Annotated in this window: 11 protein-coding genes; 4 read left to right on the plus strand and 7 right to left on the minus strand. The window is 63.7% G+C overall.

Annotation, left to right across the window (positions count from 1 at the left end):
* Positions 1-9: 9 nt before the first annotated feature.
* Positions 10-279, minus strand: a complete 270-nt coding sequence (gene fliQ, locus AC1RNQ_RS00215) for a flagellar biosynthesis protein FliQ (RefSeq protein WP_493167959.1) — start codon at positions 277-279, stop codon at positions 10-12.
* A gap of 455 nt (positions 280-734) precedes the next feature.
* Between fliQ and AC1RNQ_RS00220 the strand changes: the two genes are divergently transcribed.
* Positions 735-1274: a winged helix DNA-binding protein gene (locus AC1RNQ_RS00220; RefSeq protein WP_493167961.1), complete on the plus strand. Its 540-nt coding sequence runs from the start codon at positions 735-737 to the stop codon at positions 1272-1274.
* Here the strand turns inward: AC1RNQ_RS00220 and AC1RNQ_RS00225 are convergent.
* The 3 genes from AC1RNQ_RS00225 to AC1RNQ_RS00235 form a co-directional block, all read right to left on the minus strand.
* Entirely contained in the window at positions 1266-1463 is a 198-nt protein-coding gene (locus AC1RNQ_RS00225) for a hypothetical protein (RefSeq protein WP_493167962.1), read from the minus strand. The two genes, AC1RNQ_RS00220 and AC1RNQ_RS00225, sit on opposite strands and share 9 nt — an antisense overlap.
* A gap of 340 nt (positions 1464-1803) precedes the next feature.
* Positions 1804-2229, minus strand: coding sequence for a DUF6386 family protein (locus AC1RNQ_RS00230; protein WP_493167964.1), 426 nt, complete (start codon positions 2227-2229; stop codon positions 1804-1806).
* A gap of 12 nt (positions 2230-2241) precedes the next feature.
* Entirely contained in the window at positions 2242-12489 is a 10248-nt protein-coding gene (locus tag AC1RNQ_RS00235) for a LysM peptidoglycan-binding domain-containing protein (RefSeq protein WP_493167965.1), read from the minus strand.
* A gap of 176 nt (positions 12490-12665) precedes the next feature.
* On the opposite strand from AC1RNQ_RS00235, the gene AC1RNQ_RS00240 reads away from it, so the two are divergent.
* The 3 genes from AC1RNQ_RS00240 to AC1RNQ_RS00250 all read left to right on the plus strand — a co-directional run bounded on the left by AC1RNQ_RS00240 (position 12666) and on the right by AC1RNQ_RS00250 (position 14668).
* Complete coding sequence (locus AC1RNQ_RS00240) at positions 12666-13025, plus strand: AMP-binding enzyme (RefSeq protein ID WP_493167966.1); 360 nt, start codon at positions 12666-12668, stop codon at positions 13023-13025.
* A gap of 72 nt (positions 13026-13097) precedes the next feature.
* Positions 13098-13943: an HTD2 family dehydratase gene (locus AC1RNQ_RS00245; protein WP_493167968.1), complete on the plus strand. Its 846-nt coding sequence runs from the start codon at positions 13098-13100 to the stop codon at positions 13941-13943.
* The gene (locus AC1RNQ_RS00250; RefSeq protein ID WP_493167970.1) at positions 13940-14668 is read left to right on the plus strand and encodes an enoyl-CoA hydratase/isomerase family protein; all 729 of its coding nucleotides are present in this window, start codon (positions 13940-13942) and stop codon (positions 14666-14668) included. The genes AC1RNQ_RS00245 and AC1RNQ_RS00250 overlap by 4 nt, the downstream gene beginning before the upstream one ends.
* Before the next feature lie 140 nt (positions 14669-14808).
* Here the strand turns inward: AC1RNQ_RS00250 and AC1RNQ_RS00255 are convergent, their stop codons facing one another.
* The 3 genes from AC1RNQ_RS00255 to AC1RNQ_RS00265 are packed head-to-tail and all read right to left on the minus strand — an operon-like array spanning position 14809 to position 17128.
* Positions 14809-15558, minus strand: a complete 750-nt coding sequence (locus AC1RNQ_RS00255) for an N-acyl homoserine lactonase family protein (RefSeq protein ID WP_493169373.1) — start codon at positions 15556-15558, stop codon at positions 14809-14811.
* A gap of 5 nt (positions 15559-15563) precedes the next feature.
* Complete coding sequence (locus AC1RNQ_RS00260; protein WP_493167972.1) at positions 15564-16355, minus strand: enoyl-CoA hydratase/isomerase family protein; 792 nt, start codon at positions 16353-16355, stop codon at positions 15564-15566.
* The gene (locus AC1RNQ_RS00265) at positions 16352-17128 is read right to left on the minus strand and encodes an SDR family oxidoreductase (RefSeq protein ID WP_493167974.1); all 777 of its coding nucleotides are present in this window, start codon (positions 17126-17128) and stop codon (positions 16352-16354) included. Before AC1RNQ_RS00265 ends, AC1RNQ_RS00260 begins: the two co-directional genes overlap by 4 nt.
* Positions 17129-17374: the final 246 nt, after the last annotated feature.

The raw sequence follows: 17374 nt of genomic DNA on the forward strand, positions 1-17374 counted from the left end.
CGAACCCGCCTATTGGCCCAGCGTCGGGATCGACAGGTAGAGCTCGCGCGCCCAGTCGGTGAGCCGCCCGAGCATCCACGGCCCGAGCGCGATCAGCAGGAAGGCCGCGGTCAGGATCTTCGGCACATAGGAGAGCGTCATCTCCTGGATCTGCGTCGCGACCTGGAAGATCGAGATGATCAGCCCGACCACCAATGTCGCGAGCAGCACCGGCAACGCCAGCAGCACCGCGTTCCACAGCATCTGATCGAGCAAATCGAGTGCCTGCCCCTGTTCCACCTGTCCCCCGTCACCGCCCCGAAAGCCGCGATTCGCGCGGCGTTAACCATGATTCGAGACAGACGAAGGCGGCCGCGGAGTCAATGGGCGTGCGGTGGGTCGAGCGCGCTAGGTGCGTCGGTCTCGGTCCCGTTGCGGTCGCGCCGCGTCGCGTCGCCACATCGTCCGACGCCACCTGCCCCTTGGCGTTGAATTACGGGGAATTACGGGGGAATTACGGTGACACCGTAATTCCCGCAATTCCCAGCTTGCTTAGTGGTACTATTCGATTTGATCCGATTCGGCGCGCAATTAACTTGCGTAGATATCAAAACCTACAAGCATATGCGTTGTTAGATCATGATCTTAACTCAAGTATATTGCTATTGCTGCCAAATTGGTGCTTAATGTGGGGGTAATCAAACCCGACATTGGACATATTGCCTGTGGATAACGTGCCATAGGGGGTTGGGGGCATGGCTACGCACTACGAAGAGAATCGCGGGGAAAAAACAAGCGAGAGTTCGATGCCTTGGCACGAACCAGATTTTGAGCATATCAGACGCGAGGTATATCGCCTCTCGGCGATGCTGGATGCCATTAGTTATCGGCAACAGGGAGTTTCCGAAAAGCCGCACCCCCTTGTTCCGGTTTCATTCGAACATGGTCGCGCTCAGATGGCGAGACGGCTCTATCGCGAGCGTCGGTTTCGTGAGGAATTTTTGCCGACTGACCTGTTTCATGATCCTGCGTGGGATATGCTGCTCGACCTCTACATCGCGCACTATAAGCGCCAGAATGTCGCAATCAGTAGTCTCTGCATCGCCGCTTGCGTGCCGGCGACCACTGCACTCCGTTGGATCACAATCATGGAAGAAGCAGAGTTGTTCAAACGGTCGTCGGATCCCAATGATGGCCGCCGCATTTTCGTCGCGCTGACGGAACATGCCAGATTGAACATGGACAAATATTTCGACAAATTGGCGGATCTACAAAAAAACCCCCAGCTAATCTGAGCGACAGGTCTTCTGGTCAGCGAAGTCATCCCTTACTAGTTTTCCGCGCTCGTCGCCCAAGAGGTCGAGTACGTGGGTTAGAGCTGCCGCAGCAACGCTTTGCCCCAGTCGATCGAGTATGGCCAGTTCGTCGCGCAGGCGATCAATCACCGCGCGGATTTCCTCCGCCTCGTTCCCAGTGTTGTCCATGCAACCCTTCCACGATGTGGCCCCGGCTTGTGCAGCTCTTTGGAGACGTAGGCACTTAGCAAACTACGTGGCAAAAGAAAATGGCGAACTGTCAATTCCATACGTGGCTTCTCTGCCGATCAGAAATGAATGACCGAGACGATGCTCGATATGCGAGCCGTCAATAATAACTGCCAGTAACCAAAACTCGATGGCTAGTGCCCAGTCCTTCTGGTGGAATTACAATTACGGTGACAGGTGCATAAATCCCCAAATATAGTTTAGGGGTTTATGCACCTGTCACCGTAATCCGAGCTGTCACCGTAATCCGAGGTTTATGTACCTATCACCGCGATTCGAATTAAATTCTAATTAGCTCGGTAATTGAGTTTCGACCATCCCCCCCCAGAAATAGAAAAATGTCGATCACCCTGCCTTGACGCCTAATCTTACACATATAATTTCCGGGATTCAAACTCACAAACCCGCCGCCCCATGAACCGTCAGGCTCAAATCCGCCACCCGAAGCCTCTTCTCCGGGCCCAACGAACAGTTCACCGGACTTCACAGTAAGTCCATATTCGTGATCCGAGTAAAAATCATCTGAAGACATATTTACTTCGTAAGTCCCATCCTCACCGACATTCAGAAATAAGGCGTTCCCTGCAATAGCTTCTCCCAATTCGTTCTGAGGAAGCGACCACCAGTCGCCAACATCGTCCTTCCGGTGCTCCAGACAAGCCTTGTCAAATATACAAATCGTAGCTGTATCGGTCGATATTTCCATCTCTGTATCCCATCACTGAAATCTAATCGACCTAATCGGATCACCCGGCTGCAAGCCCGCCCGTTTTGCGGCCTGCCTCAACGCCGAGCCCACACTCTTGTTTACGGATTCGTTGAGCATTCTCAAGGCCTGGGTTGGAGAACCTCCAATTATCAGATCAACAGGGTGATCTGCATTCAGCTTGCTCATATCTAACGTTTTTCCAAATATGCCCTCAAAACGCGCCGCGACCGCATCGCGATAGGCTGCTTGAAGCGACTCGATGCGCACACTGCTCGTTCCGGGCGAGAATACGAGCTCCCCACGATTAGCCGCTCGAAGGATTGACGCCTCCTTCCTCGCGAACTGCTTTGCTGCGTATGTGAGTTCTTCGACCGAAAGGCTGGCATCTGATAGGATCGAGGGACGACTTGCGACGAGATCGGCGCCGCCCCTCTGTGCCGCTTCCGCCAGTTCATCGACATAAGAGACGGCATCCCCAGCGATCTCCCTGCCGGCAGATTTACCGAGTAGCCCGCTGGGCAGGCCGATCGAACCCAAGACATAGCCGCCGAAGGCGGAGTTGGGATTCCGCCTTGCAAGGATGTCGAGCACACCGTCAGAGTCTGTAAGGCCGACGAGGCCCATGCTCATTCCTTCCGTCCCCCACGCAACGGCAGTTCCGACCTCGGTGTTGAGGAATTGGGCTCGCAATTGGTTGAATGCGCTGACGCGCTCTGACTTCCTGTAATAGAGCGTGGTGTCGATCTCTCCGCCGGCCTTAACGACCTTCCTGGTGTCTGTCAGATAACGATCCCAGTCTGCTGCGGTGGGGAATATCATCTCCGAGACGTCACCAAAATCGGCCAAAGCACGGATATAGACGAAGTCGACCAAGTCGCTTCCGGTCAACGTGTTAAGACCCGAAGCTATAAATCCTCTGGCCATGGACTGCGTTTCAGCACCGAACGGAATCATTTTCGTGCTTATTGCGCCTGTTTCGAGCGTGGCATCCATGCCATAGCTGTCGGCAATTCTTATTGCCGTGGCCAGGCCAGCAACGGCTGGCGACCCGCCTCCGCCGCTGTGCTTGGCTTTGCGCTGACCGATTGTCGCCACATTTGTCGGCAGGTTCGCCCAGAATGCGTCCCGCAATCCGAGACTACCCGTCACGACGATATCGCTGATGCTGTCCCCTGCGGTGACGGTCTGGCCCTCGGCCTGCGACCCATTGTCGGCCCCTGCCGTCGCATCGCTGACCTGCTTCGCCTGCTCGGCGCTGCCGGCCCCGCCACTTTGGGTTGGCTTTCTGTCGCCCAGCACCGAGTAGCCGCGCAGGCTGCTATGCACCGTGCTGGCGATGATGTCGGGGATCGCGGCAATCAGATTGTCGCCGAAGCTGTTGCCGTTCAGCGCGCTGCGCGTCGCGGCGTTGGCGAGGCCCCCGACGGTGTTCGCCACCAAGCTGCCGCTGCCCCGCACCCCGGCCCAGTTCGCCACGCCGCCGCCCACGCCCGCGGCCGCGACCCCGACGAAGTCGAACTTCTTCTGCAGGCCGGTCGCCACGCCGATCCCCTGCGTGAGCGCGCTCGACGCCGCCCCCTGCAGCGCGCCCTGGACGAACGAGCTCTGGATGCCGTTGAACGCCCCGTCGAGGCCCTGCGTCACCCCGTAGGACACCACCGACATGCCCAGCGATTTCCAGCTGAACCCCGATTGCAGGCCGATCAGGTTGTTGAACCCCTGGCTGACAAGGTTGCCCCAGATCGGCCCGAGGAACCGCTGTGCCACCACCGCGACCACCGCCGACACGATCTGCCGCAGCAGCATGCACTTGGGCTTCTTCGGCGGTTTCGGCGTCGTCGGGCTGAGGTCGCCCATCGCCTCGGCGGGGTCGTAGGGTTTGAGCGTCGACAGATTGTGCGTGTTGCGGCTGACCCCCGCGGGCAGCACCAGGCTCTGCCCCTCGACCAGCGCGCTGTTCGCGCCGAGCCCGTTCGCCTCGGCGATCTTGTACCAAAGGCTCGCATCGCCATAGACCGCCTGCGCGATCCCCGTCAGCGTGTCGCCCGACTGGACCTGGTAGCTGCCCCCCGCGCTGCCCTGCCCATAGCTGTTGATCGCCTCGTAGCTCAGCGCCGTGTCGATCGCGGTCGGACCGCCCGTCGCCCCGCCCCGGAACGTCCCGCCCGGCGACGTCGCGGTCCGCTCGCCGATCGTCGTGCGATAGTCGCTGTTCGTCGTTCCGTTGTTGCCCGTGAACGACATCTGCCGCCCGGCAAAGCGGTACCACACCTCGTGCGGGCTGCCCGTCTGACCCGACGGCGCGTTCGACGGACGCGTCTCGTCGCGCCGGATGATCTGGCCCGCCTCGTCGTTGGTAAAGCTCACCGTCCGGGTCATCCCGTCGGCAATCAGCACGCTCGTCAGCTGGCCCAGCGCATTGTTGGTGAATGTGCTCGTATATTCGACGCCGAACGCGGGATAGCTGCCCCCCTGCGCCATGCCCGGCGTACCCGCCACATAGTCGTTGGCATAGCTCTTGTCGTGCTCGATCAGCGTCTGCACCGCCCCGTCGTACCAGGCATAGCCGTAGCGCGTCGCCGTGTCGGTGAAGTCCCCGTCGTTGCCGTTCTTGTAATTGTCCGTCTGCGAGAACAGCAGGCTCCCCAGCGCATAGCTCGACCCCGACCCGTAATCGAACCGCGTGATCGAACGATAGGTCGCGCCGTCGGATTTGACCGTCGATGAGTCGTCCTCGATCAACTGGCCCTTGGCACTATAATGCTGGTCGCGGCTGTACACGACGGCCGTGCCCAGGCCATTATAATCGTCCTGCGACGTCTGGCGCCCCATCAGGTCGTAGCCGAACACCGAAGCCGTCCGCGACAAGCCGAGAGCGCCCGCATAAACCGCCGTCGTACCTTCGGTGAAGGTCACCGTCGATTCCTGCTGCGTAACGCCCGACAGGCGGCCCGCCGCGTCGTAGCTGTAATTTTCGCGCCGGTCGCCCGCCGCGGTGATCGTCACCTGGACCCAGGTCGCGCCGTCGTCATATTCGCGTTCGGTGTGATAGCTGTTGACGCCCCCGGCGGTGCGGCGCCACACATTGGCGCGCGACACCTCGACATTGCCATGCTCGGAATAGACGCGGTCGCCCGCCTCATTATAGGCGATGGCGGTACCCGATCCCCGGATGATGGTCGTGCCAACCGCGCCCGCCGTTCCCGACAGGCTGCCCTTGTCGATCACCAGCCGGTTCATGCTGTCGAAGGCGAACCACAGGTCGGTGCTCACCGGGCTGACCGGCGCGCCGGTGTCCGACAGGCCGTAAACCTGCCCATATTGACGCCGGATATTGCCGCTCGCATCGTAACGATAATAGGTGTGCGCCGCCGGCGTCGTCGCGGTGCCCGTCGCCGACCAGAGCGTCATCCGCCCGGCAACGTCGTAATCGGCCGCCTGTTCCTTGATCGCGGTGCCGCCAAGCTCGAGCTTCTCATAGCTGCGGTTGCCGAGCAGGTCGTAGCGATAGGTCGCACTCCCCGCGAGCCCGACGCTCGTCGCCTGGCGGCCGGTGTTGAACCAGGTGAACTGCGTCACCGTCGATCCCAAGGTCGCCGAGGTCTGCCGCCCCGCCACGTCATAGGCATAGGTCGTCACATGCGCGCCGAGGTCGGTCTTCTCGGTCACGCGGCCGAAGATGTCGCTCTTCTCGATCGACTGCTTGTAATGGGTAGCGAGGTTCGCCGCGCTGTCCGACATGCGCACGGTCTCGGTCCAGCCGCCGGTGACCGTGCCCGAGATCGCCGCGATCCCCGCGGTCCAGCTGTAGGTCGTCGAAGTGACGTCGCCGCCATAGGCGCGGGTCAGGGTGACGCGGCCCTGGACGTCGTAATCGGTCGTCTGCACCTCGCCGGTCAGCCCGTCGGTGGTGTTGCCGGGATTGACGAGGTTGTTCCACGTCCGCAGCCGCTGCCCCAGGCCGTCATAGGCGAAACGCTCGACCAGCCGCAGCCCCGTCGCGCCGGGGTGGGTGAGGATCGTGAGGCGGCCGAGCCGGTCATAGACCTGCCCGGTCTCGCGGCCCTCCGCGTCGGTGACCAGGCGGGCGTCGCCGTGAATGTCGTATCGGACCGTCTTGACGCCGCCGTCGGCCTGCGTCTCGGCCGTGACGAGCGCCTGGCCGCCGTCATAGCCGGTGCCCGCGAGCAGGGTCAGCCGCGTGAGGTTGCCGGTGTGCGCCGTCTTGCTGGTCGCGGTGCCGGCGTCGGTGCCGGTTTCGGCATAGCTGCCGTTCGCATCGCGCTGTGCAACGAGGCGGCCCGCCTTGTCGTAATAATAATCCTGCGACGGCTTGACCCAGATCTCCTTGCCATTCTCGAGCGTGATTTGGGCCGCGGGCCCCTCGCTGCGGACGACGCGGCCCATCTTGTTGTAGCTATAGGCGGTGACGCCGCCGCGCGCGTTGGTCTCGGTCGCGGTCTCGCCAAAGGCGTTGTAGGTGCGGCTGGTGGTGATCGTCTGGACCGCGTCGGGATCGGCGCCCGCCTTCAGCCGCCGCTGCTCCTCGACGCTGCTCGTCGCTTGCCCGCGCTTGTCGTAGACGGTGTAGGTCGCGTTGACATTTTCCTGCGCGATCTTCCCGAAGGCGGTCGCGAAGCTATTGCCGGCCAGCGTGTCCCCGGCCCCCGCCAGCGCGATCGCCAGCGTCTGGTTGCCGTTCTTGTCGTAGCCGAAGACCTTCCACACCCCGTCGCCGCTGTTGGTGGCCCAGACGCGGCCCGCGACGTCATATTTATTTTCCTGCTGCCAGATGCTGTTCAGGCCGGTCTTCGCCACCTCGCCATAGATATTATATTCGGTGGTCGCGATGTCGCCCTTCGCCCAGGCCGTGCCGGTCCAGGCGGCCACCGACTGCTCGATCGTGCGACCGAGGATATCGACCTTGGTGAGGATGGCGTTGAGCGTGGTGGAGCCCGCCGAATTGGCGCGGCTATATTCGTCGCGGATCAGCGTGCCATTCTGATCGTAAGAATAGGTATGAACGGTGCCCTCGGCATCGGTCATCGTCGCGAGCAGCCCGCCGGCGCCGTAGGTATAGCGCGTTTCGCGGGCGAGCGTCGTCCCCTGCCCCGCCGCGACGGTGCGCGTCAGGTCGCCGAGACCGTTGTAGCCATAGTCCACCGTCGGCGTGGCGTTGGGCGTGGTCGTCGGGGTCGTATCCTCGAAGTCCGAGAAGCTCGCGCGCCGTTCCTGGATCAGGCGGCCGCCGACATCATAGGTGTAGCGCGTCGAATGGCTGTCGTCGTCGGTCGCGGTCGCCGCGTCGTCGGTCGCCTCGAACTTGCGGACGACTTGGCCGAGACCATTGTAGAGCCAGCGGATCGTGGCATCCACCGCGGTCGCTTCATTGGCGCCGCTGCCGTTGTGGACGAAGATGCCGCTGCGTGTCTCGCTGAGCCGGTTGCCGATCTTGTCGTAGGTAAAGCTGGTGACGCGATCGAGCGCCGCGTTCGTCGAGACGGCGGGCGGCGTCGCGGTGCCCGACGGCGTCGCGGTGGCGGTGGCGTAGCGCGTCTCGGTGAGGACATTGCCCTCGGTATCGTAGGCCCAGTCGGTCCGGTAATTCAGGGCATCGATCTGGGTCGTCTTGCGCCCGACCTCATCATAATAGCTCCAGGTCGCATTGCCGTTGCCGTCGATCGTCTTCACGACATTGCCGAAGGCGTCATATTCGTAGGAGAGGTCGATCGCCGTCGTCGCGCTCGTCCACACGCCGCCGCTGTAGCTGCCGGTGGTGAGCGTATAGCCCGTCCCCGACGCCGCGACGACCGAGCTTTTCGTCAGGCGGTCGAGCTTGTCATATTCGAACAGGGTTTCGCGGAAGACGGTGCCGGGCGGGTTTGCCGCGGTCAGCGTGTCCGATCCACCATTGGCAGGTACGGTAACGGCGGTTTCATAGATGCGCGTGCTGGTGACATTGCCGTTCGCGTCATAGGCGTAGCGCATATAGGTGCCCGCCGCGTTGATCTCGACGATCTTGCGGCCGATGTCGTCGTAGAAATAGACGGTGCGATGCAGCACGACGTCGGTCGTGCCGTTGATGTTCGTGACGCTGGTGACGTTGCCGGCGGCATCGTAAGCGATCACCTGTTCGGGCACGAAGCTGGCGTCGGTCGTCGTGTGATCGGCCTGACCGAGGACCGTCCGCATCTGTCCGATCGTCTTCGTCAGGCGACCGAGCCGATCATATTCGAATGTCGTGGTGCGCGCCTCGGCGAGGCCCGCGCTCTCGACCATCTGCGTCCGGTTGCCGAACGCATCATAGCCGTAGGTGTTGACGATTGCCCCCTGCACCGAGCCGTTGGCGAGATAGGAAGAGATCGGCAGGGTCTCGGACAGCAGCAGGCCGCGCTTGTCATAGGTGTAGATCGTCGTTCCGCCGGCAGCCTTGGCCTCATCCTTCGACTTCGCGACGACGCTCGTCCGGTTGCCGAACACGTCGTAGCCATAGCTTTCGAACCAGCTCTCCGCGTCGGTCGAGGTGATGACGCGGCCGCCATTGTCATAGGCAAAGACGGTGACCGAGGCAGTACCGGGAGGGGCGACGGATTCTGCGCCGAAGCTGGTGTCGAGCTGGGCGATCGTCGTCGCGGCGGTTGCGTTGTAGGTGGTCGCATAGCGCACGACCTTCGCGACCTCGCCAAAGCCATTGTAATAGCTGCGCGTGACATATTTTTCGCCATCGACCGTGTAGGTCAGCCTGCCGAGATCGTCGTAATAATTGTAGGAGACGACGTCTTTCGCTGCGTTTGCGGTCACCGAGGGGGCGGTCGTCGTGCTATATGCGCTGGCGGACTTGTTGTAGTAGCGCGTCACGCTCGCGACTTCGCCGAAGCTGTTGTAGCTCGTCTGCGTCACATAATCTTCGGCGTCGCGAATCATGGTCAGGCGGCCGGCCGCGTCGTAATAATGATAGGTTGACTTGCCGGTCGATTGACCGCGCGGATCGGTGATCTTCACGACCTGGCCGAACGCGTTATATTCGTAAGTCGTTATGCCGCCCTCGGCATTGGTCGTGGTGAGCAGACGTCCAGTCGGATCATAGGCGTAAGCGGTGGTGATCGACGCGCCTGCGGACATCGCATCGAGCGCAGAGATCGTCGTCGCATCGGTGACGGAGACGGCCGTTGCCGACAGGGTCGTGCTCAGCAGATTGCCGTCGGCGTCGTAGACGGTCTTCGTGCGATAGCCTTCAGCATCGACCGAAAGGCGCGCCACGCCGCCCGCCGAATAATAGGTTCGGCTGATCCGGTTCGACACATTGCTTGCCTGGGCGGCCGCCCAGCTGTCCATGGTGGCGAGCGTCGGAAGGGTCGAGGTGCCGCGCAGCGTGGCGAACTGAACGGTCTTGATGACGCGGCCACCGGCGTCATAGGCGAAGCCCGTGACCAGCCCGCCGGCATCGATCGTGTAAGCGACCTGGCCCTTGTTGTTGAAGACCGAATAGCTTTCGCGGTCCGTCGCGTCGTTGACGATCGCCGCCACTGCAGCCTTGACCGTCGCGTAGCTATGGTCGGTGGGGCTGATCGCCGTCGCGTAGCTGATCGTCGTCGTCGGCTGCTGCGCCAGATCATAGCTGAAGCTGCTGACAAATCCGAGATTGTCGACCCGATAGCGCAGGAGCCCCTGACCATCATAGACGTAGTGCATGCGCCGGTTCGTCGCCGCGGTCGGGGCAGCGGTGGAACGGAGGCTGTCGAAACTTGCGGTCGTCCAGTTCGCCGACGGTTTGGTCGAATAGGCGATTTCTTCGACCTTCTGCCCCGCCTTGTCGTATACGATCTCGCTGAGATAGCCCTCACCGTTCAACGCCCCGATGACCCTACCATCCTTGTCATAGAAGGTCCGCGAGACGCGATCCTCGGTGCCCGTGGTCACCGTCTGGCGCGTCGTCGGCAGCGTCGTCTTGAAGGATGTGACGGTCAGCTTGGCCGAATAGCCGACGGTCCGGATCAGCTGGTTCGAGCCATCGTAGAAGAAGTCGACGACACCGCCATTGCCGTCGATCGACTGAATCAGGCGGCCCGCGTCGTCGTAGACGTTCCAGTTCCAGATGTCGGCCGCGATGCCCGTCGGGCGGTAAGTGGCAATTTCCGCAACGCCCCCCGCGGTCGCGAGATTGCCCATCTGCGTCGCATTGAGCTTCGTCGCATAGGCGATCGTCGCGGCGAGCCGGTTCGCGACGTCGTAGCGATATTCGACCACACTGCCGTCGGCGGCGATGTCGGCGGTCTTGCGCCCGGCAAGATCATAAAGGATGAAACTGTTGTAGTCGTTCGGATTACCGGTGGTATCGACACCAAGCGGCGTCGTGATCATCCGCACCCGGCCGAGGGCGTCATATTTGAAAGCGGTGGTCCCGCTGACATCATAGCTGCCGCTATGGGCCTCGCTGAGCAGATCGCCCGCCTTGTTATAAGTGCTGACCGACGAATAGCCCGTAGCCGTGGTAACGGTCGTCGTCAGCGCACCGTCGTTGAAAACGATGGTCGTCGTACCCGCCGATGGATTGGTCGAAGCGGTGACGCGCCCGAGACCGTCGTAGACGAAGGTTTCGGCAAGCACGCCATTGTCGTTGCGCGACAGCAGCCGGCCGGCCTGGTCGTAGCTGTAGAAGCTTTCCGAATAGCCCTCGGCGGTCGAGCCATTGCCCCAGGTGGCGATCCCGCTGCCGTAGCGCGTGCGCTTGATGAGGTTGCCGCGCGTGTCGAATTGGTCGTACGTGATCTTGTCGCGCGTGTTGTTGAACGTGGTGCGCCAGGTCGTCAACTGGCTCTCGGTGATGGCTGCATTGTCCGCGAGCGCGCTGACGTCGTAAATTTGCTGCGGATATTCGGTCGTCCAATATTGGTTGGCGCCGCTCCATTCATATTCGGTCACATAGCCTTCGGCGCTGACGATATAGCGAAGCTGCGACGCGGCATTATAGGCATAGCGCGTCGTATGATTGACCGCGCCGCCCGTCGCGTCGGAGCCGACGCGGGTTTCGGTGAGCAGCTCGTTCTTCGCGCTGTAGGTGCGCGTCACCACGTTCGAATTCGGATCGGTGGTGGTCAGCACATTGCCGCTGGCATCATAGGTGTAGCTGGTGACCTCGTTCGCCGCGTCGGTCACGCTGGTGACGTTGCCATCGGCGTCATAGGCGAACTCGATGTCCTGCGCCGTCGCGCCGCTAACCGCCGGGGGCGCGGTGATCTTGGTCAGGCGCTTTGCGGCGTCATAGTCGAGCCGGGTGACCTGGCCGTCGGGCCCCGTCACATTGGTGTAATTGGTCTGATAATCGAGCGTCGTATCGCGCGTGACGCCGGTCACCGATGTCTGCTTCAGCTGATAGACGCGCCCCGACCCGTCATAGGTGATCGCGAGATGCGCGCCGCCGGTCGTGCCGATCGAGGCGACGCGCGTGCTCGCACCGTCATAGGTATAGGTGGTGACGAACGTATTTCCATCGGCGATGGCGCTGTCGCCGGGGCTGAGATCGACCGTGACACTCGTCAGCCGGTTCGATCCGTCATAGGCATAACGGGTCCGCGTCAGCGTCGCGGCGGTCGAGGTCGCAAGATCGGTATAGCCGGTCAGGATCAGCGTGATATTGTTGCCCGACCAGCCATATTGCGTCCACTCGCCGTTGGTGGTCGTCACCTTGTCGAGCTTGTCGGCGACATAGGTGTAGGTCAGGCCGAAAGACTCCTTTTCGGTCGCGCTGGTGATGCGCCAATTGTCGGTGCCATAGGCGCTGTAGGTATCGGTGAAGCGGCTCGAGCCTTCGGTCCACACCCAGGTCGCGCCGACCTTCTTCAACTCGTCATGCGCGCCATCGCCGTCGGTCGAGAGATAGGCCGCCTTGGTCGCATTCCAGGTATAGAGGATAACCGCGCCATCGGCGCCCTGCCGCTTGATGGTGCTCCCGGCCGTATTGAGCGTGCCGGTGAGTTCGAATACGCGGCGGGTCGTGGATTGCTGCCAGTTGTCGCCATTGTCGCCGTCGACCGCGTCGCCCATGCTGTTGTAGGTCCGCGCGATCGAGATATCGAGGCCTTTGCCGACCAGAAACTCGTCCTGCTGCGCGATCAGCAGATTGCCGGTGGCGGCGTTGACCGAGACATTCTCGCCGCCTCGACCGAAAGACCCGGACCCGAGCAGCCCGCCGCCACCCAGGATATTTCCCGAACCCCGAGTGAAACCCGCGCCCGCACCCGTAAAAATCGCAACCATGGCCAACTCCGACAAACTCTTGCCGCAGAGCTGACTGCTTTCCCTTCCCTCGACCGGGAAAGTTGCCGCCCTGCAGATTACCAATCCGACGGAACGAAGCGATGTTTAGGGACGAATGAAAAAGAATCCGCCGGCTGCGCAGATTTCAACGGGCGGTCGTCCCTTCACGCAGGAAAGTGCCGGCGTCCAAGGACACTCGCGCCGAACGTCCGCCAGCGCACCCTTGCATCACAGCTCAGCGCGATCGGGTCGAGAGCGCGCTCGCGCAGCATCCTTCAGTGGCGCAGGTCGCGGTGATCGGCGCGCCCGACGCGCGCTGGGGCGAGCGCGTCCACGCGGTGATCGTGCCGCGCCCCGGCACCTCGCCGGGCGAGGCCGAGCTCGTCGCGTACTGCCGCGAACGCATCGCCGGCTATAAATGCCCGCGCAGCGTCGAACTGCGCACGGCGCCGCTGCCGCTCTCGCCGGCGGGCAAGATCCTCAAGACCGAACTGCGCGCGCCCTATTGGCAGGGGCGGGCGCGCAATATTTCCTGACGTCCTGCGCTCTTGGCACGGCCGCCAAATGCTGCTTTGGCGGCTGCGACGAATGCAGCACGGGAGCGGGCGATGACGGCGTGGGACGGATGGATCGGGCGCAGCATCGTCCAGCAGGACCTGCTTACCCCCACCGTGCTGGCGCGCTTCCGCGCGACGATCGACAGCGACGCGCACGGCGACATCGCGAGCCAGGCAATCCACTGGTGCCTCTGCCTGCCCGACGCGCCGACCGCCACGCTCGGCCCCGACGGCCACCCGCTGCGCGAGGACGATCCCGGCAGCTTCATGCCGCCGATCCCGCTGCCGCGCCGGATGTGGGCGGCGAGCGAGGTGCGTTTCCTCGCGCCGATCGCCGCGGGCACGGCCATCGCGCGCACCTCGACCGTCGCGGCGATCAAGGAAAAGACCGGCGGCACGGGCCAACTCGTCTTCGTCGAGGTCGAGCATGAAACGCGCGCGAACGATGTGGTGGCGGTGCAGGAACGCCAGACGATCGTGTTCCGCGCCCCCGCCCCTGCGGCGGCCCCTGCCCCGACGCTTGCACCGGCGGGCGAGCCCGACCTGTCGGACTGGAGCTGGCGGCGCGACGTCCTGCCCACCGAGGCGATGCTGTTCCGCTATTCGGCGCTGACCTTCAACAGCCACCGCATCCATTACGACCTGCCCTACACGCGGGACGAAGAGGGTTATCGCGGACTCGTCGTCCACGGCCCGCTGACCGCGACGCTGTTGCTCGACCTCGCGCAGCGCGAGCTCGGCGCCAATACGCTCACCGCCTTCACGATGCGCGCGCAGGCGCCAGCCTTCGCGTGTGAGCCGATCCACCTCGTCGGGCGCGCGAAGGACGACGGCTGGGACATGGCGGCGATCGGGCCAGACGGGCGAACGATCATGGCAGCGGAGGCGAAGATATGAGCGAACTGGTCTTGCGCGAGAACAGCGGCGGCGTCGCGACGCTGACGCTCAACCGGCCCGAGAAGCGCAATGCGCTGAACCTCGCGCTCTGGGCCGAACTCGACGGACACGCCGATGCGATCGCGGCGGCGGGCGAGGCGATCGGCGTCGTGGTGCTGCGCGCGAACGGCCCGGCCTTCTGCGCGGGCAACGATCTCAAGGAACGCGGCACCGAAGCCCCGCGCAAACATTATCAGGGCTCGATCGTCACCAAGCTCGCCGAGCTACCGCAGCCGGTCATCGTCGCGGTGCAAGGGGGCTGCTTCACCGGCGGGCTCGAACTCGCGCTCGCGGGCGACATCATCGTCGCGGGCGAAAGCGCGCATTTCGCCGACACCCACGGCAAATTCGGGCTGGTGCCGATCTGGGGCATGAGCCAGCGCCTGCCGCGCCGCGTCGGCGAAGCGAAGGCGCGCGAGATGAGCTTTACCGGCCTGCCGGTGGGTGGGCGCGAGGCGGCGCGGATCGGCCTCGCCAATCATTGCGTGGCGGATGGCGAACTGGACGCGGCGGTGCGGACGCTGGCCGAGGCGATCGCGGCGCAATCGCGGCACAGCATATTCGCGTATAAGAAGCTCTACCGCGAACAGGCCGACCTGTCGCTGGGCGCCGGGCTGGCGCATGAGGTGTTCAGCAGCGCCGGGGTAGCGCCGGACTTTGCCGAACGGGTGGCGCGGGGGTTTTGAGGAGCGATCCTCCCCGGCACGGGAAGGGGGACCATGCGAAGCATGGTGGAGGGGCACGCGGTGTCGAGCGCGGCGTATGACCTCCTGTGCCCCTCCACCACCCTGCGGGTGGTCCCCCTCCCCCGTTGGGGAGGATCGCTTCACCCGATCGCCTTTCCTTCCTCGACGCGCGCCCACTGCCGCCCGTCGTGGCCGAACAGGATGTGGATGCCGGCTTGCCGCTGGCGCTGGAGATAAACCATGGTGCGCTCGCCCGCTTCCCGGTCGACCACCGCCTTCTGCAGCACCATCAAATCGAGGTTGCGCTCGGTGTAGCAACAGTCCGCCGCCAGCAGCACTCCGCGCCCGCTCGGCAATTTCACGATCGCGCTCTGGTGCCCCGGCGTGTGCCCGTAGGTCGGCACGATCCGCACGCTGCCGTCGCCGAACAGGTCGAGCTCGCCGTCGATCGCCTTCACCGGCTGGCCGGTCGCATAATCGACCGCCTCGTACAGCCCCGCCTCCTCGGTCGCCTGCGCCGCGGCCAGCTCGCGCGACTGCACGATCACGCAGGCGTTGGGCAGGCTCGCATTGCCGCCGCAATGGTCGATGTGGAGGTGCGAATTGATCACCCAATTTATGCTCGCAGGATCGACGTCGATGCTCTTCAGCCGCGCCGCGATCTCCTGCCCCTCGAAAAATTGCAGCCCGAACTTGTTCGGCGGCAGCGCGGTGTCGAGCGTGCGGCGATAGCGCACCCCCATGCCGGTATCGAACAGCGCGCGCCCCTTGGGATGGTCGATCAGATAGGAGGGCACCGGGCCTTTGAGATAATCGCCCTCCTCGCCCTCGATGAAATAGCCCGGGCGGCACTGGAACCAGCCGGTGTTGAACGCATAGAGGCGGAGCATGTCGGTCACCGCTCGCGATAGTCGGGCGGGCGCTTGCCGAGGAAGGCCGCGAGCGCTTCCTTGTGATCCTCGGTCGCCGAGAGGATCACCTGCTGCCGATCCTCGATCGCCATTGCGGCGTCGAGGCTCTGCGCGTCGATATTGAGGTTCAGCGCCTGCTTCGACAGCCGCAGTCCCCAAGGCGCGGTCGCGAGCATCTCGTCGGCGAGCGCGAGCCCGCGGTCGAGCAAGGCCTCTTCCGCGACGATCTCGCTGATCAGCCCCGCGCGAAGCGCGCGCTCGGCGTCGATGAACCGCCCCGTCAGGATCATCTCCGCCGCCAGGCTCGCGCCGACCAAGCGCGGCAGGAAATAGCTCGACGCCATGTCGCAGCCGCCGAGCCCGATGCGGATATAGGCGGCGTTGCAGCGAAAGTCGGGCGCGCCGTAGCGTACGTCCGACGCGAGCAGCAGCGACAGCCCGCCCCCCGCCGCGGCGCCATGGCCGAGCGCGATGATCGGCTGCGGACAGGCGCGCATCTTGCGATAGATGTTGCCGATGCTCGTCTGGGTACGCAGCGTGCGCAGCACCGCCGTCTCGTCGCTCGAGCGATCCTCCTGGATGTCGAGCCCGGCGCAAAAGCCGCGCCCGGCGCCGCGCAGGATCACGACGCGAACCTCCTTGCGCTCGGCAAGCCCGCCGAAATAGGCGTTGAGCTCGTCGACCAGCCCTTCGTTCAGCGCATTGAGCCGCTCGGGCCGATTGAGCGTCGCGATCTCGACCTGCCCGCGCGTCTCGACCAGCAGTTCGCCGCTCACAGCGTCTGCCCGTCGTCGATCGTGAACACGCTGCCCGTAATGCCCTGCGCCGCGTCGGAGCAGAGCAGCAGCAGCGGCGCGTGCAGGTCGCTCGGCGGGCGCATCCGCTGGCGCGGGAAGCTCTTGACCATCGCATCGCCGACATCGCTCTCGAACAGCTCGGCGGTCATTTCGGATTCGAAATAGCCCGGCTGGATCACATTGACGCTGATCCCGCGCCGCGCCCATTCGCGCGCCAGCGCCTTGCCCAGGTGGCGCACCGCGGCCTTGGTCGCGCCATAGACCGCGGTCGCGGGAAAGACCTTCTCGGCGGTGATCGAGCCGATCAGCACGATGCGGCCATGCTGCTTCTCGCGCGCACCCGCCTTGTCGAGCCGCCGCGCGCCCTCGGTCGCGGTCAGGAACACGCCGCGGACATTGGCGGCGTGGAGGAAGTCGACCTCGTCCGCCGACAGGCCCAGCGCCATCTTCTCGGTCGCGACTCCGGCGTTGGCGACGATCGTGTCGACCGTGCCGAAGGCCGCCTCGGCGGCGTCATAGGCGGCCTTGGTCGAGGCTTCGTCGGTGACGTCCATCGATACCGCGACCGCCTGCCCGCCCGCGGCTTCGATCGCGGCCACTTGTTCCGCGAGCTTGTCGGCGCGGCGCGCGGCGAGCACCACCTTCGCGCCCGCGGCGGCGAGCGCCTTGGCGAAACCCGCGCCGAGCCCCGAGGAGGCCCCGGTGACGAGCGCGACGCGCCCCGTCAGATCGAACCTGGGTTGCTCCGCCATCGTCTCTCCCTTTCCGCTACGTCCGCTCGCCTTGGCGGCGATTGACGTTTACGTCAACCTGTCAAGTCGCCACACAAAGGAGAACAAAAGGGGGTTGACGCCCCGAACATGTTCCACTAATGTTCCTCTCGTGCACAAACAACCTCATCCCCCGTCGCGGCTGCCGAGCGCGGCGGACGGGGGATAAAGGTTGGCGATGATATTTTTTGCTGGGTCGCCTGTCCGGTATCGGGCGGAAGCGGACGA

Source organism: Sphingopyxis sp. GW821-FHT12F08 (genome assembly GCF_058806755.1).

What these genes read in the sequence shown, in the direction of transcription:
- AC1RNQ_RS00220 (WP_493167961.1), top strand. Translation starts at nt 735, where the DNA reads ATGGCTACGCACTACGAAGAGAATCGCGGGGAAAAAACAAGCGAGAGT.
- AC1RNQ_RS00225 (WP_493167962.1), bottom strand. Translation starts at nt 1,463, where the DNA reads ATGGACAACACTGGGAACGAGGCGGAGGAAATCCGCGCGGTGATTGAT.
- AC1RNQ_RS00230 (WP_493167964.1), bottom strand. Translation starts at nt 2,229, where the DNA reads ATGGAAATATCGACCGATACAGCTACGATTTGTATATTTGACAAGGCT.
- AC1RNQ_RS00235 (WP_493167965.1), bottom strand. Translation starts at nt 12,489, where the DNA reads ATGGTTGCGATTTTTACGGGTGCGGGCGCGGGTTTCACTCGGGGTTCG.
- AC1RNQ_RS00245 (WP_493167968.1), top strand. Translation starts at nt 13,098, where the DNA reads ATGACGGCGTGGGACGGATGGATCGGGCGCAGCATCGTCCAGCAGGAC.
- AC1RNQ_RS00250 (WP_493167970.1), top strand. Translation starts at nt 13,940, where the DNA reads ATGAGCGAACTGGTCTTGCGCGAGAACAGCGGCGGCGTCGCGACGCTG.
- AC1RNQ_RS00255 (WP_493169373.1), bottom strand. Translation starts at nt 15,558, where the DNA reads ATGCTCCGCCTCTATGCGTTCAACACCGGCTGGTTCCAGTGCCGCCCG.
- AC1RNQ_RS00265 (WP_493167974.1), bottom strand. Translation starts at nt 17,128, where the DNA reads ATGGCGGAGCAACCCAGGTTCGATCTGACGGGGCGCGTCGCGCTCGTC.